Genomic DNA, 15,580 nt, shown 5'->3' with positions numbered 1-15,580 from the left:
TATTCACACAGTCACGATTGGCCGCGATGATTTTTTTCCAAACGAGACAAACGCTTGGCAATCTCATCAAGCTGTTTGAAACGCACGGCATTTTTTCGCCATTGGGCATTGCCCATGGCGCCGGTGCCGGAAGAATAAACGCCGGGCTCGTGGATAGAGTTGGTCACCAGACTCATTCCGGTCACCTGGACACCATCGCAGATCGTCAGGTGGCCTGAAAGGCCAACGCCTCCACCCAGCATGCAGTGCCGCCCCACATGGGTTGAACCGGCGATACCCACGCAGCCAGCTAGTGCGCTGTGATCGCCGACCGTGACGTTATGGGCAATCTGCACTTGGCTGTCGATCTTCACATCATTACCGATCACGGTATTGCCCAGCGCCCCCCGGTCGATGCTTGAGCAACTACCGACCTCGACGTCATCGCCGAGCACCACACCGCCCAATTGAGCAATCTTGTGCCACTTGCCGCCATCGTGGGCAAAGCCAAACCCATCTCCGCCAATCACACAGCCGCTCTGCAGGATGACACGCTTGCCTATCACGACGCCATGACACACGGTGACGTTGGCATGTAAACGCGTCCCCTCGCCGATAATACTGTCGGCGCCCACCAGACTGCCCGCACCAATGACCACGTCGTCACCCAGCACCACCCCTTCCTCGATGACCGCATTGGCCTGCACACTGACGCCATCCCCGAGCAAAACGCTTTCAGCAACAACCGCACTTGGGTGTATTCCCGGCACATCACGGGCAGGTAACGGGTCAAAAAGCTGGGAGAGTGTGGCATAACCCAAATATGGATTATCGATTTCCAGGCGTGGCACCGGGCAGCTTTTGCCATGCTCAGGGTGGAGCAGAACCGCCCCTGCCTGCGTCATGGCCAGATCTTTCAGGTAGGCGCGATTAGCCAGAAAAGCCACCTGATCTGCCTGGGCGTCTTTAAGCGTCGCCAAGCCTCTGATGGGCTGGCTCCCGTCACCCTCGAAGGTAACATTCAAATGGCGGGCAATATCCGCAAGGGTCAGGTCGTGAGAAGCGTGGGTCATGGGCGGCCAAGGAACCTTTGGTGCGGCTGAGCCGCACCGAGCATTATGGGTATTTTAGTTGAGCGAGTTAAAAATCTGCGTGACTTCATCCGTCACGTTGGGTAAATCTCTGGATGAATGCAGCACGCCTTGGGGCTCAACCAAGACTTCAATACCATGTCGATCAATCACTTGTTCAACCGCCTGTTCCAGTTTGGCTTCGGCGCCCTCAAGAAACTGTTGCTCTGAGCGTTGCTGCGCCTGACCAATTTGCTGGCGTAACTGCTCAAATCGACGACCTTTTTCCTGCAATTCAGCAATCAGCGACTCGCGTTGTGCCTCGGACATCGTCTCGCCCTCGGTCTGCAAGCGTTCCTGTAAGCCCTGCAATTCGCTGCCCAGGCTTTCAGCTTCACGCTGCTGGTTACCAATCTCGCTTTCCAGTCGGCTGATCGATGATTGAGCGGAATCGCTGTTCATCAATGCCGCACGCCAGTCAAGAACAGCCACTTCGTCTGCCTGAGCCTGAGCAGATAACACCATGGCACCCAATAGACAAACGACCCTAGTGAGCTTAAGCATGGTCATAACTCCTTTTTGTAAAACGGATGCGCCTGACGGCGCATCTCAACACGTTAGAATGACTGGCCTAACGAGAACTGGAAGAACTGGGTGTCATCGCCACTCTCTTCATTGAGAGGCTCAGCCACCGCAAAGGTCAACGGACCTACCGGCGTCAGCCAAGATAGCCCCACCCCGGCGCTGTAGCGTAGATCGCCAAGATCAACCCCTGAATTACAGCGTTGGCGGCTGGCATCTTCATCGAGCACGTCATAGCAGGATGACAGAAACGTATTACCCGCATCTAAGAACAGCGATGTCTGCAAAGAGTTCTGATTTTCCACAAACGGAAGCGGGAAAATAATTTCGGCACTACCTTCGACGAGCACGTTACCGCCCAGGGTACGATCTCGCCCACCTTCTCGCGCCGGCGTCGTCCGCTGCCCGAGGGTGTTGGAGGTAAACCCGCGCACGGACCCCAGACCCCCGGCGTAGAAGTTTTCGTAGAACGGATACGGGTCATCGCCTATCGTATCGGCGTAGCCAAGATCACCGGTAAATTTCAACGACCATGCATCGTTGAGCGCGAATAACTGCTGTGCTCGGGCACTGGCTTTGTAGTATTGCGTGTCGCTGCCAGGTGCACCGGTTTCGATGGCGACACGCTGGTAGCTTCCCGCCGTGGGCATGATACCGCGATTAAGGTTATTGCGCGTCCAGTTGGCGTTCAGCTTCAGGGTTTGCGCATCCTTTCCCTCATCCTGAACATAACGACGAATTTCAGAGGCGGTATCAAAGTAGGTTTTTACCGTTAAGTCTTCGGCGCTGGCGCCAAAGTTCAGCCGCGATAGCTCACTGACCGGATAGCCGAAGTTGATACCGGCACCATACGCATCCGTGGAGTAGGTCGAGATATCGGAATCTTCGTAGTCGGTTTCACGGTAGAAGACGTTATAGCCTCGTGAAATACCGTCAAGCGTCCAGTAAGGGTCGGTGAAACCGAAGTTCACGCTGGTGAAGGTGTCACTCCGCTGAGCGCCAATGTTGACTCGGTTACCGGTACCCAGGAAATTATTCTGCGACAGCGACGCCCCGTATATCACCCCAGCGCTTTGCGAAAAGCCGACGCTGGCTGACACAGAGCCCGACGGTTGCTCTTCAACGTTGTAGGTGACGTCCAGCTTGTCGGGCTCGCCCGGGACCCGCTCGGTATCGACTTCAACCTGACTGAAAAAGCCTAATCGCTCGAGGCGTTGACGTGACTGGGTAATCGACTCCGTGGAAGCAGGAGCGCCTTCCATCTGGATCATTTCCCGGCGCAACACTTCATCATCGGTGGTCGTATTACCGACAAACTCGATACGTCGTACATAGGCACGCTGTCCCGGATCGACGTTAATCACCAGATCGACCGTCTCACCGTCACCGGCCACCTCAGGCACGCCCTGAACATCAGCAAAGGCAAAACCTTCTGCGCCAAGGCGTTGACGTAGCGCCTCGGTCGAGGCATTGAGGTCCTGACGCGAGAATATCTCGCCACGCTCAATGGTGAGTAGGTCCCGAGCCTCCTGCTCCCTGATTTCCAGGTCACCTCTGAAACTCACATCGCCGACGCGGTACTGTTGGCCTTCGTTGACATTGAGCGTTATGAATATCTCTGACTTGTCGGCCCCGATCGATACTTGTGTAGAGGTCACGTCGAAGTTGACATAGCCGCGATCCAGGTAATAAGACCGCAGACGTTCGATATCGCCTGACAACGCTTCACGGGAGTACTCATCGCTGGAAAACCAGCCAAACCAGAAGCCAGGGCGATCTTCGAGCTCGAAAAGATCCAGCAGCGTTTCATCGTCGAAAGCCTCGTTGCCGACGATGTTTATCTGGCGGATCTTGGCGACTTCGCCTTCGTTGATATTGATATTGACACGCACGCGCCCTTCATCGATTTCCTCGACCTCAGTGTCGATACCTGCACTATAACGGCCCTGGGATTGGTAAACACCTTCCAGCTCACGCTCCATTTCCTCGAGCGTCGAGAGTTGAAGCACCTCGCCTTCCGCCAGACCTGCTTCCGTCAGCCCACGCCGCAGGTCATCTTCCGAAATTTGCTCGTTACCGCTGATGTTCAACTGGGTAATGGTGGGGCGCTCGACAACCTGTATCACGAGCACATCGCCTTCCCGGGCGAGCGATACGTCTTCAAACAACCCGGTTTCGAAAAGTTGCCGCGCCGCCGCTGCCAGTTCGCTTTCGCTCACCTGGTCATTGGCGCTGACAGGAAACGCATTAAAGACCGAGGCGGCGGAAACCCGCTGCAGTCCTTCCACACGAATGTCCGAAACATCAAAGGATTGTGCCTGGGCACCGCTGGCGCCCGCCAGCAAGAGTACCGCCATTCCAAAGGTCTTGATTTTCATGCAGTCATTTCGCTCGCGTTGGTCTGCCTATGCATTCAAACAGGCACCATATACATTTGTGCAGGCAGATGACAAGGCATCCTAGGCACTACACGCGTCGTTACCAAAGGCGCATCAGATCAAAGTACAGAGCCATCAGCATCAGGGTGCCCACCATGGCAAGCCCGATACGTAAGCCGATGGCTTGGGTTTGCTCGGAGACCGGCCGCCCGCGCACGATCTCCAGAAAATAATAAAGCAGATGCCCCCCATCCAGCACAGGGATAGGCAGCAAGTTCAATACCCCGAGGCTGATGGAAAGATACGCCAGAAAGCTGACAAATGCTTCCAGCCCCGCCCGTGCGGAATCCCCTGAAATCTGGGCAATTGTCACAGGACCAGACAGATTGGACGGCGATATCAGCCCTACCAGCATCTTGCGAATGGCATCAACGGTCAACAATGTCATGTCTGCTGTGCGCGACAGTGACTGCCCTACAGCTTCCAATGGGCCATAGCGTATCTCGCGCTGATACTCTTCAGGCCATTCGACAGGCTCGGCACCCGCACCAATGTACCCAATTTCAACGCCGGTCTCCAGACTGTTGCGACTGGGGGTCAAAGTGGTGGTTAGCCGTTGGCCGTCTCGTTCAACGGCAACCGTCAATGCCTCATCGGGGCTACCACGGATGACGTTGACGAAATCCATCCAGTCCGCAATGGGCTGTTCATCCACCGCGATAATGCGGTCACCCACCTGTAAACCCGCCTCGGCGGCCGCCTCGCCCTCAATTACCTGGCCAAGCGTGGCCGGGACATCGGGCTGCCAGGGGGTCAAACCCAGTGTTTCCAGTGGTTGCGGCGGATCCTGACGGGTCATGTAATCGCGTAGCGAAAGTTGGTAAGCCACCGCGTTGCTCTCACCCTGAGGCCGAGCTTCAATGGTTAGCTCTCCAGTGAAGCCGATCATCGACACCAGTTTCAGGTTGACCGCCTCCCAGTTGCTGACGGCTTCACCCTGAATCGCGGTAATCTCGTCCCCGTGGGCCAGCCCCGCTTCGGCGGCAGGGGAGTTCGGCACGGTTTCCCCGACCATCGGCGCAACGGCGGTTGTGCCCGCCACAAACAACGCCCAATAGGCGACAATCGCCAGCAGGAAGTTGGCAACAGGCCCCGCCGCCACTACTGCAATACGCTGCCAGACACTTTTACGGTTAAATGCCTGATCGAGCTGTTCGTCAGGTACCGGTGCCTCGCGTTCGTCGAGCATCTTGACGTACCCGCCAAGCGGGATGGCGGCAATCGCAAACTCGGTACCGTGGCGGTCAACCCGCGACCACAGAGGCTTGCCAAACCCAACCGAAAAGCGCAGTACTTTGACCCCGCAGCGACGCGCCACCCAAAAGTGACCAAATTCGTGGAAGGTCACCAGCAGCCCCAATACCACGATCACCGCTAAAATGTTTTGTATCAGGCCCACAGGGTACTCCTCGATATGCGCCTCAGCCGGGCTAAGACTAGGCGGACCAACGTGCCAGCCATCCAGCTGCACGCTGACGTGCGCGTTGATCGGCCCATAAAATACTCTCAAGGCAATCGGCAGACCCATCGATAGGCGAGGACAACGCCTCTTCGACCAGCTGACCGATGCCCAGAAAACCCAATCGGTGATTCAAGAAAGCTTCGACCGCCACTTCATTGGCGGCATTAAGCACGACAGGCGCCAAACCACCACTGCGCATCGCTTCGCGGGCCAGTGGCAGGCACGGAAAGCGCGCTTCATCCGCTGTTTCAAAATCGAGCCGCGCCACCTGAAAAAGGTCCAGCGCTTCAACGCCCGCCTCGATTCTGTCTGGCCACGCCAGTCCATACGCGATGGGGGTACGCATATCGGGATTGCCCAACTGCGCAAGCACGGAGCCGTCCTGATAAGCCGCCATCGAATGAATGACACTTTGCGGGTGCACGACAACCTGAATTTGGTCAGGGCGGGCATCAAACAGCCAGCAGGCCTCAATCAGCTCCAGCCCTTTATTCATCAAGGTGGCGCTGTCCACCGATATCTTACGCCCCATCGACCAGTTGGGATGCGCACAGGCCTGTTCGGGCGTGACCTGAGCAATTGCCGCCTCACTCCAGGTCCGGAAAGGCCCACCTGAGGCCGTCAGCAGCAATTGCGATACACCGTGGCGCGAAAGGCCTCCACGATGCTCTGGAGGTAGACACTGATAGATCGCATTATGTTCGGAATCAATGGGTAATAGCGTGGCCCCGGAGCGAGCGACCGCCTTCATGAAGAGCGCTCCACTCATCACCAACGCTTCCTTATTGGCCAGTAGCACCCGCTTACCCGCTTCTGCCGCCGCAAGCGAGGGCAACAAGCCTGCCGCACCAACAATCGCTGCCATGACAATATCGACACTGGCATCACGAGCCACATCGCATAGCGCTTCCGGCCCCACCATGACCTCGGTGGATTGGCTTGCCCGGCGCAACTCAGCGCGCAGCCAACGAGCATCCGCCTCATTGGCAAGTACCGCAACGGTAGGGCGAAAGCGAAGGCACTGGCTGAGCAGCGTTTCTTTTGAGGTATGTGCGGTTAACGCATGCACCTGATAACGATCAGGGTGACGGGCGATGACATCGAGCGTACTGGTACCGATGGAGCCGGTGGAGCCCAGCACCGTTACACGCCGTGTGGTTATCGAGGTCATAGGCCCAGCACCTGTAGATAGAGCAGCGCAAACAGCGGAATCGCCGCCGTCAGGCTGTCAATGCGGTCCAGCACGCCGCCATGTCCCGGCAGCAGCTGGCTTGAATCTTTCACGTCGCGGTAGCGCTTGAGCATGCTCTCCAGTAAATCGCCCAACACAGAGATTAACGTGACCAGCAGCGTAACCGCCACCAGGGCCACACCTTCGGCCAATCCCAGCGACAGCGTGAACGCGAATCCAATCGCCAAAAGGGCCGTGGCCGCCATACCGCCCATCACGCCTTCCCACGATTTACCGGGGCTGACCCGGGGTGCCAGCTTGCGCTTTCCCCATCGGCGCCCCGCGAAGTAAGCGCCAATATCCGCCGACCAGACAAGCAGCAGTACGAACAGCAGCCACACGGCCCCGGTCTCGCGCAGAATATTGAACCCTACCCAACACGGCAACAGCACCCAAAGCCCCATCAATAGACGGCCTGGAGTAGAATGCCACTGTGCCGCCAGACCTGGGTAGCGGGTGACCCATACCAGATTGAGAAGCCAGCCTGCCGCGGCAAGCCATAGCGGCCATTGGGCATGGGTGGCGCCACTGATCCACATCACCAGCATCAGGACGGCACAACCGGCGACCAGTGCGGCACGCCTCAACGGTTGAGTCACGCCGGCGAGATTGGTCCACTCCCATGCACCCAGCAGCATGACGAAGGCCGTGAAAAGGGCATAGCTTTCACCCTGCAGACCGAACAGGCCGACCAGCACCACAGGTGCTAGCCAGACCGCGGTTATCACTCGTTGCTTAAGCACCCTGGGCCTCTAACTGCTCGTCGGTCATGCCGAAGCGACGCTGCCGGCGACAGAAATCAGCCAGGGCATCATCAAAGGCCTGGGCATGGAAATCGGGCCAGAGTAACGGCGAAAAGTGCAGCTCGGCGTAAGCCAGTTGCCAGAGCATGAAATTCGAAAGCCGTTGTTCACCGCTGGTTCGAATACACAAGTCGATAGGTGGAACATAAGCCCCCTCACCCATCGCCTGGTCCACCTGGACTTCGTCGATAGCGGATGGGGAAATCTCCCCTGCAACCGCCTGTTCAGCCAGTCGGCGGGCCGCCTGAGCAATATCCCATTGGCCGCCATAATTCGCGGCAATCACCAGATGCATACCGGTATTGTTGGCGGTCAACGATTCGGCACGCTGAATATGCTTCTGAATCGCATGGGAAAAACCACGCTGCTCGCCGATAATCGACAGGCGGATATTACGCTCATGCAGCTTCTTGACCTCTCGCTTGAGGGCCATCAGAAAAAGCTCCATCAGCGCATTGACTTCCGTTGCTGGCCGCTTCCAGTTCTCGCTCGAGAAAGCGAACAGGCTAAGCGTTTGCACCCCACGCTCGGCGGCACGCTGAATAACCGCCCTGACGGCCTCTACGCCTGCGCGATGCCCGCGCGCGCCTGACAGACCTCGCGCACGCGCCCAGCGATTATTACCGTCCATAATAATCGCCACATGGGACGGCAACGAATCCTGCTCCACCTCCATCGCGTTGGCATCGTCCGGTCGTTGTCCGGGGAGCTGCGGTGACGTCATGAATGCTTGCACCAAAGATCAATCATAGAAAAGCCACTCAAAGATGGCTGAGCGGGCAGCCCTGCTGCCCGCGGCGTGAACATCCGCTTCTTACACCTGCATCAGGTCGTGCTCTTTCGCAGCAAGTGCCTGGTCGATCTCAGCGATATACTTGTCGGTCAGCTTTTGAATCGCATCTTCGCCTTCACGTTGATCGTCTTCGGTAATTTCTTTATCTTTTAGCAATGACTTGAAATCACCGTTGGCATCGCGGCGTACGTTGCGCACCGCAACACGGGCGTGCTCTGCCTCGCTGCGAGCCTGCTTGATATAGCCCTTGCGCGTCTCTTCGGTGAGCATCGGCATCGGCACGCGAATCACGTTGCCCGCACTGGCCGGGTTGAGACCCAGATCGGCGGTCATGATGGCCTTTTCGATTTTCTGCACCATGCTCTGCTCCCAGGGGGAGATCGTCAGTGTACGCGCGTCTTCAACGTTGACCGAGGCCACTTGGTTCAGCGGCACCTGACTACCGTAGTATTCCACGGTCACCGCATCCAGAATGCTCGGATGGGCACGCCCGGTACGAATCTTGTTAAAGTTGCTGTGCAGTGCCTCGACACTTTTTTTCATGCGCGCCGCGGCATCTTTCTGAATGTCATTAATCACGTGGATAACCTCTGTCTATCAGCGTACCTTCCCTGCCCCCAACTACTAAATTTAGCAGGGCACCAGGCTTGTTCATATCAAACACCCGCACTGGCATGTCATGGTCACGTACCAGGCAGATAGCGGTCAAATCCATGACGCCGAGCTTTTGATCAAGCGCATCATCGTAGGTGAGTTGTTCATATTTGACGGCGTCGGGGTGCTTCACCGGGTCTTTATCGTAGACACCGTCGACCTTGGTCGCTTTGATCACCACATCGACATCGACCTCAATACCCCGCAGGCAAGCAGCCGAGTCAGTGGTAAAGAAAGGGTTGCCGGTCCCGGCTGAAAACAACACCACGTCACCGGACGTCAAATAGCGAATCGCCGTACGCCGATCATAGTGCTCGACCACCCCGCTCATGGGGATCGCCGACATCACTCGCGAGCGAATATTGGAACGTTCCAGCGCATCACGCATCGCCAGGGCATTCATCACCGTTGCCAGCATGCCCATATGATCACCGGTGACGCGATCCATACCGGCTTCATTCAGCGCCGCACCGCGAAACAAATTGCCACCACCGATGACGATACCCACTTGAACGCCAATACCCACTAGCTGGCCAATTTCCAGTGCCATTCGATCCAGCACCTTCGGGTCAATGCCAAAATCATGCTCTCCCATCAGCGCTTCACCCGACAGCTTGAGCAAAATACGTTTGTATTTCGACTTGGAACCGTCGGTTTTCGATTTGCTAGACAGGGAGGTAAGCGGTTCTTGAACATCACGCGACATGGCAATTCTCCTAGGGCAGACCTTGGCGCCGACAAGCGGCATCACCCCTTGTATTATGCAGGGGCCGGATACGCGAAGGCGTGCGCTCGCGCGCACGCCAACCTACAGCTGGAACATCAGACCTTAGCGACGGCCAGCCTGTTCCATAACTTCTTTCGCGAAGTCGACTTCTTCTTTCTCGATGCCTTCGCCTACGCCAAAGCGGGTAAAGCCAATCACTTCACCGCCTGCCGCTTTGACATACTCAGCCACCGTCTGGTTCTGGTCTTTCACAAACGGCTGCTCGGTCAGGCTGTTTTCTGCCAGGTACTTCTTCAAGCGACCTTGCACCATTTTTTCAGCGATCTGTTCCGGTTTACCGGCCATATCAGGCTGAGCAAGGATAATCGCTTTTTCGGCGTCCAGCTCTTCCTGAGGCATGTTCTCCGGATGCGCAACCGACGGGTTGATGGCGGCAACGTGCATCGCCACGTCTTTCGCCACCTGGGCATTGCCGCCTTTAAGGACGGTCAGCACACCAATACGGCCACCGTGAACATATTCACCGACCACGCCACCGTCAACAGCGTCGACAACAACGGCACGGCGCACGCCAATGTTTTCGCCGATTTTCTGCACCAACTGCTCACGAGCGGTTTCCAGCTCACCGTCCATCACGGCGGCAACGTCTTCGCTTTTCGCGGCAAAGAAGGCGTCAGCAATTTTGTTGGTGAAGTCGATGAAGTTGTCATCGCGAGCCACAAAATCGGTTTCGGAGTTGATTTCCACCATAACGCCGTAGCTGCCATCGTCGGCAACGCGGGTTACAACGGCGCCTTCCGCAGCGGTGCGGCCGGCTTTTTTTGCGGCTTTCAAGCCGGAGCTTTTACGCAGGTTCTCGATGGCAACGTCGATGTCGCCACCCGCTTCGGTGAGTGCTTTTTTACACTCCATCATGCCCAAGCCGGTGCGTTCGCGAAGATCTTTAACCTGAGAGGCGCTGATAGCGGCCATGAGATTTCACCTCTGAAATGGTTCTAGCTGAGAGTTAGTTAAACGCCTTGCCGAGTGTCGCAACGGTTCATGACCGAATGATCTCACTCTGCATGGCGCTGCCAACATTGATGTCGGCCCAAGACTGCCCACTCCAAGCCTTAACCCAAAGCGGGAAAAAGGGGGCTCAGGCCCCCTCTTAACATGATGCGGCACCCGTGACGACGCCGCATCGACCACCGGTTTACTCGGCGGCAGCGCTGCTGTCGGCGTCAGCGGCTTCTTCGGTGTCAGTCACTTCGACGAACTCGTCGGGGCGACCTTCCTTGGAACGCGCGCAGGCATCGGCAATCGCTTTTACGTAAATCTGGATAGCGCGGATGGAATCATCGTTGCCCGGAATCACGTAGTCCACACCATCGGGGTTGGAGTTGGTATCCACCACGCCGATGACCGGTATACCCAGCTTGTTGGCTTCGTTGATCGCGATACGCTCGTGGTCAACGTCAATCACGAACAGTGCGTCCGGAAGGCCGCCCATGTTCTTGATACCGCCTACGGAGCGCTCGAGCTTGTCCTGCTCGCGGGTTGCCATCAGAACTTCTTTCTTGGTCAACTTCTCGAACGTGCCGTCTTCGTGCATCGCTTCAAGTTCGCGCAGACGCTTGATGGACACGCGAATGGTCTTGAAGTTGGTCAGCATGCCGCCCAACCAGCGATGGTTGACGAACGGCTGGCTTACGCGGTTGGCTTCTTCCTTAATGATCTTGCTGGCGCTGCGCTTGGTGCCAACAAACAAAATCTTGTTGTTGGATGCCGCCATCTTCTCGACCACGTCGATCGCTTCGTTCAGCGCCGGCAGTGTATGCTCGAGGTTGATGATGTGAATCTTGTTGCGCGCGCCGAAGATGAATTTGCTCATCTTCGGATTCCAGTACTTGGTCTGGTGACCGAAGTGAGCGCCTGCTTTAAGCAGGTCACGCATATTGACGTGAGACATGGTAAAACTCCTGAAACTCGGGTTAGGCCTCCACGCACCCCATGGATCCGACCATTGGCATCGTCAGACGCTGCCAGCGGCACCCGGGACCATGTGCCGGTGCATGTGTGTTTTCAAGGCTTGCTGTTCAATACCGCATCGTTCAACCGCCCGTAAGCGACGAAACCTGCGATGCCGTGATAACGCTTTGATGCTCCATCGTCCCCGACAGCAGAAAGCTTGCAGCGGATGACGATTGCAGGAAAGCGCGCGGCTTTATACCATAGATCATCGTTAAGATGAAGCCGTCATCCGTTCAGCGGGCCTTTTATTGCCGCTCAACTTGCCATTCTGAGTCAACATCGAGAATCCATGAACGCTCCCATTAAAACGCCTTCTGAAATCGACAACATGCGCGAAGCTGGACGCCAGGCAGCCAGCGTCATCGAGATGATCACCCCTCACGTCCAGGCGGGCATCAGCACCGGTGAAATCGACCGCCTGTGCCACGAGTACATCGTCAACGAGCTGGGGTCGACGCCTGCGCCACTCAATTACCACGGCTTCCCCAAGGCGACCTGCACCTCGATCAACCATGTGGTCTGCCACGGGATTCCCGACGACGCCAAAAAGCTCAAGAACGGCGACATCATGAACCTGGATATCACCGTGCGCACAGCCGCTGGCTACCACGGCGATTCCAGCGTGATGTTCGTGGTCGGCGAGACCATCCAGGGCGAGCGCCTGTGCCGCATTACCCAGGAATGCCTGTATAAAAGTATTGAGCAGGTCAAACCCGGTGTGCGCCTTTCTGAACTCGCCCGCGTGATTCAGAAACACGCTGAAGCCAATGGCTACTCGGTTGTTCGCGACTTTTGCGGTCACGGCATCGGCGCTGAATTTCACGAAGACCCCCAGTTCCTGCATTACGATGGCTATGCACCCAGCGCTGACATCAGCCTGGAAGCGGGCATGTGTTTCACCATCGAGCCCATGATCAATGTCGGGGGCTACAAAACCAAGGTGTTACGCGACGGCTGGACGGCAATCACCAAGGACCGCAGCCTGTCGGCGCAATGGGAGCACACCCTGCTGGTCACCGACACCGGCGTTGACGTGCTGACCGCACGCGGCGACGAAGACTTCAGCTTCTTGAATCATTGATGCTTTTACACCACTACCGGTTCGAACCCGACACCACGCTGTTCGATCTTGAGTTGTTCCGCACCGAGCTTGCGGGGTCACGCTCCCCCATCGCGCCGTTCAAGGCAGCGCTTGGTGAAATCCAGACGCGCCTGGACGAACGCTTTCGCGCCGGCGCCGATATCCGCGATCTGGTCCGGGGCCGCGCGTGGTATCTGGATCAACTGCTGGCTATCGCCTGGGAACAGCATGCCTGGCCCGACGACGGCGTTGCCCTTGTGGCCGTGGGCGGCTACGGGCGCGGTGAACTGCACCCGCATTCGGACATCGACCTGCTGTTGTTGCTGGAACACGACGACGACAGTCCCTACCGGGAGCCGCTGACCGCCTTCATCACTTTCTTGTGGGACATCGGTCTGGAAATCGGCCATAGCGTGCGCTCGCTCAACGACTGCGAGCGCGAAGCGGCCGCCGATGTCACGGTGATCACCAACCTGCTTGAGTCCCGTCTGGTTGCCGGCCCTGAGTCGCTACGCCACAAGATGCGCGAACGGCTCAGCGCCGAGCATGTATGGCCGGCCGACCGCTTTTTCGAAGCCAAGTGGCAGGAGCAGATTGCCCGTCACTACCGTTACAACAACTCCGAGTACCATCTCGAACCGAACCTCAAAAGCTCGCCCGGTGGGCTGCGCGATATCCAGATGATCGGCTGGGTCGCCAAGCGCCATTTCGGAACCGAGCAGTACGCTGATATCGTCGCCAACGGCTTCATGAACGATGCCGAACTGCGCATCTTGAGCCAGGGGCAGGCGTTTCTGTGGCAGGTCCGCTACGCCCTGCACATGCTCACCGACCGTGCCGAAGACCGCCTGCTGTTTGACCATCAGCGCACCATTGCCGAGATGTTCGGCTTTCGCGACACCCCCGAAGGCCTGGCGGTCGAGCAGTTCATGAAACGCTATTATCGGCACGTAACCGCCCTGGCCGGGCTTAACGACATGCTGCTGCAGCACTTCGATGAAGTCATCCTGCGCGGCAAGGAAGCACTGGAGACGGTCAAGCTCAACGAACGTTTTGAAACCAAGGGCGGTTATATTCAGGTGCGTTCGCGCAACCTGTTCCGGGAACAGCCTTCGGCCATGCTGGAGCTGTTTTTGCTGATGGCCAAGCACCCTGAAATAGAAGGCGTCCGCGCCGACACCATCCGCCTGATCCGCGACCATCGCCACCAGATCGACGATCACTACCGCGAAGACCCTCGCCACCAACGGCTTTTCATGGCCATCATGCGCGCGCCTGGCAATGTTCCACGCCAACTGCGGCGCATGAACCGCTACGGCATTCTGGGCAAGTACCTGCCCGAATTTGGCCGCGCGGTGGGTCTGATGCAGCATGACCTGTTTCATATTTATACCGTGGATGCTCACACGCTGCGGCTACTCAAGTTCCTGCACGGCTTCCGCAAGCCGGAGGCCAAGGACGATTTCCCGGTCGCCGCCACCCTGATGCAGCAGTTACCCAAGCTGGACCTGCTCTGGATCGCTGGCCTGTTTCACGATATCGGCAAGGGACGCGGTGGTGATCACTCGGAAATCGGCGCCCGGGACGTCGAACAGTTCTGCCAGCGCCATCATGTGCCACAACACGACACCAACCTGGTCAGCTGGTTGGTCGAGCACCATCTACTGATGTCCATGACCGCGCAAAAGCGCGACATCAGCGACCCGGATGTGATTCGCGATTTTGCCATGGAAGTGCGCAACGAGACGCGGCTGGACTATCTTTATGTGCTGACCGTTGCGGACATCAATGCGACCAATCCGACGCTATGGAACGGCTGGCGGGCGTCGCTGTTGCGCCAGTTGCATGCCGAAACCAAGCGCGCCCTGCGGCGCGGGCTGAACAACCCGCCCGACCGCGACGACTGGGTACGCGAAACGCGCACCGAAGCCCGTTCACTACTGCAAACGATTGGCGTTGATGAAACCGATATCGACCGGTTATGGGAATCGCTGGGCGAAGACTATTTCCTGCAGTACGCGCCCAGCGAAATCGTCTGGCAGACCCAGGGAATTCTTGCCCATCAACCATCGCCGTTGCCGCTGGTATTAATCAGCGCGCCCACGGCTGACATGGCCGAAGGGGGCACCAAGGTGTTCATCCACACCCGCTCGGTGGACGACCTGTTCGCCGCCACTGCCGCCGCCATGGAACAGCTGGGACTGTCGATCCACGACGCACGTATCGCGACGTCCAACAACGACTGGACACTCAATACCTTCATCGTGCTGGACAATCAGGGCCAGCCAATCCGCGACTCAGCGCGTATCGAAGAAATGCGCCAGCACCTGGTGGAAGAACTCGACGATCCCGACGACTATCCCGACATCGTCACGCGGCACACGCCACGCCAGCTCAAGCACTTCCGGGTCGCCACCGAGGTGCTGATCGAACAGGATCCCGCCAACGACCGCACACTGCTGGAGCTCAGCGCCCCTGACCGGCCGGGGCTTCTGGCCCGCGTCGGGCGCATCTTCATGGAGCAGGACATTGCGCTCTCCGCGGCGAAAATCGCCACCCTGGGTGAACGCGTTGAAGACGTGTTCTTTATCACCACCAAGGCTGGCGAGCCGCTGACCGATCCGGACCGCCAACAACAGCTGCGTGAACGCCTGATTGAGGTGCTGGGGGTTTAATTGTCTTATCGCCCCGGTGGATTTGAGCCGACAGCGGGGCTTGCCTATAATCGTCGGCTACTTTTCGCGACA

The 15,580-nt window shown here is 57.6% G+C and carries 13 protein-coding genes; 2 read left to right on the top strand and 11 right to left on the bottom strand.

Features of this window, described 5'->3' with window-relative positions; all coding sequences use genetic code 11:
• Positions 1–11: 11 nt before the first annotated feature.
• From lpxD to rpsB, 11 genes are all read right to left on the bottom strand, one after another.
• Positions 12–1,052 (bottom strand): UDP-3-O-(3-hydroxymyristoyl)glucosamine N-acyltransferase, encoded by a 1,041-nt coding sequence (gene lpxD, locus IT895_RS02560; RefSeq protein WP_199284594.1) that lies wholly within the window; start codon positions 1,050–1,052, stop codon positions 12–14.
• Between the two features lie 54 nt (positions 1,053–1,106).
• Complete coding sequence (locus tag IT895_RS02555; RefSeq protein WP_085918346.1) at positions 1,107–1,613, bottom strand: OmpH family outer membrane protein; 507 nt, start codon at positions 1,611–1,613, stop codon at positions 1,107–1,109.
• 53 nt (positions 1,614–1,666) lie between these two features.
• Positions 1,667–4,009, bottom strand: coding sequence for an outer membrane protein assembly factor BamA (bamA, locus tag IT895_RS02550; protein WP_442786527.1), 2,343 nt, complete (start codon positions 4,007–4,009; stop codon positions 1,667–1,669).
• Positions 4,010–4,109: 100 nt separating this feature from the next.
• Positions 4,110–5,468: a sigma E protease regulator RseP gene (rseP, locus tag IT895_RS02545; RefSeq protein ID WP_085918345.1), complete on the bottom strand. Its 1,359-nt coding sequence runs from the start codon at positions 5,466–5,468 to the stop codon at positions 4,110–4,112.
• A gap of 37 nt (positions 5,469–5,505) precedes the next feature.
• Positions 5,506–6,702: a 1-deoxy-D-xylulose-5-phosphate reductoisomerase gene (gene ispC / locus IT895_RS02540; protein ID WP_199284593.1), complete on the bottom strand. Its 1,197-nt coding sequence runs from the start codon at positions 6,700–6,702 to the stop codon at positions 5,506–5,508.
• Positions 6,699–7,505, bottom strand: a complete 807-nt coding sequence (locus IT895_RS02535; protein WP_199284592.1) for a phosphatidate cytidylyltransferase — start codon at positions 7,503–7,505, stop codon at positions 6,699–6,701. The genes ispC and IT895_RS02535 overlap by 4 nt, the downstream gene beginning before the upstream one ends.
• Positions 7,498–8,289 carry a polyprenyl diphosphate synthase gene (gene uppS / locus IT895_RS02530; protein ID WP_085918342.1) on the bottom strand — a complete coding sequence of 264 codons (792 nt, stop codon included), beginning with the start codon at positions 8,287–8,289 and terminating at the stop codon, positions 7,498–7,500. The genes IT895_RS02535 and uppS overlap by 8 nt, the downstream gene beginning before the upstream one ends.
• A gap of 90 nt (positions 8,290–8,379) precedes the next feature.
• On the bottom strand, positions 8,380–8,937 hold the full coding sequence (frr, locus tag IT895_RS02525) for a ribosome recycling factor (RefSeq protein ID WP_085918341.1): 558 nt from the start codon (positions 8,935–8,937) through the stop codon (positions 8,380–8,382).
• Positions 8,930–9,718, bottom strand: a complete 789-nt coding sequence (gene pyrH / locus IT895_RS02520) for a UMP kinase (RefSeq protein ID WP_085918340.1) — start codon at positions 9,716–9,718, stop codon at positions 8,930–8,932. The genes frr and pyrH overlap by 8 nt, the downstream gene beginning before the upstream one ends.
• A 123-nt stretch (positions 9,719–9,841) precedes the next feature.
• Positions 9,842–10,711 (bottom strand): translation elongation factor Ts, encoded by an 870-nt coding sequence (gene tsf, locus IT895_RS02515; RefSeq protein ID WP_085918339.1) that lies wholly within the window; start codon positions 10,709–10,711, stop codon positions 9,842–9,844.
• A 223-nt stretch (positions 10,712–10,934) separates the two neighbouring features.
• On the bottom strand, positions 10,935–11,690 hold the full coding sequence (rpsB, locus tag IT895_RS02510; RefSeq protein ID WP_085918338.1) for a 30S ribosomal protein S2: 756 nt from the start codon (positions 11,688–11,690) through the stop codon (positions 10,935–10,937).
• A 351-nt stretch (positions 11,691–12,041) separates the two neighbouring features.
• Here rpsB and map point away from each other — a divergent pair, with 351 nt between their 5' ends.
• Positions 12,042–12,833 carry a type I methionyl aminopeptidase gene (gene map / locus IT895_RS02505; protein ID WP_199284591.1) on the top strand — a complete coding sequence of 264 codons (792 nt, stop codon included), beginning with the start codon at positions 12,042–12,044 and terminating at the stop codon, positions 12,831–12,833.
• Positions 12,833–15,508 carry a [protein-PII] uridylyltransferase gene (locus tag IT895_RS02500; RefSeq protein WP_085918336.1) on the top strand — a complete coding sequence of 892 codons (2,676 nt, stop codon included), beginning with the start codon at positions 12,833–12,835 and terminating at the stop codon, positions 15,506–15,508. The genes map and IT895_RS02500 overlap by 1 nt, the downstream gene beginning before the upstream one ends.
• Positions 15,509–15,580: the final 72 nt, after the last annotated feature.

Source organism: Halomonas sp. A40-4, from assembly GCF_015767635.1.
Lineage (GTDB): Bacteria > Pseudomonadota > Gammaproteobacteria > Pseudomonadales > Halomonadaceae > Vreelandella > Vreelandella janggokensis.
This window is presented reverse-complemented; position numbering and strand designations above follow the sequence as displayed.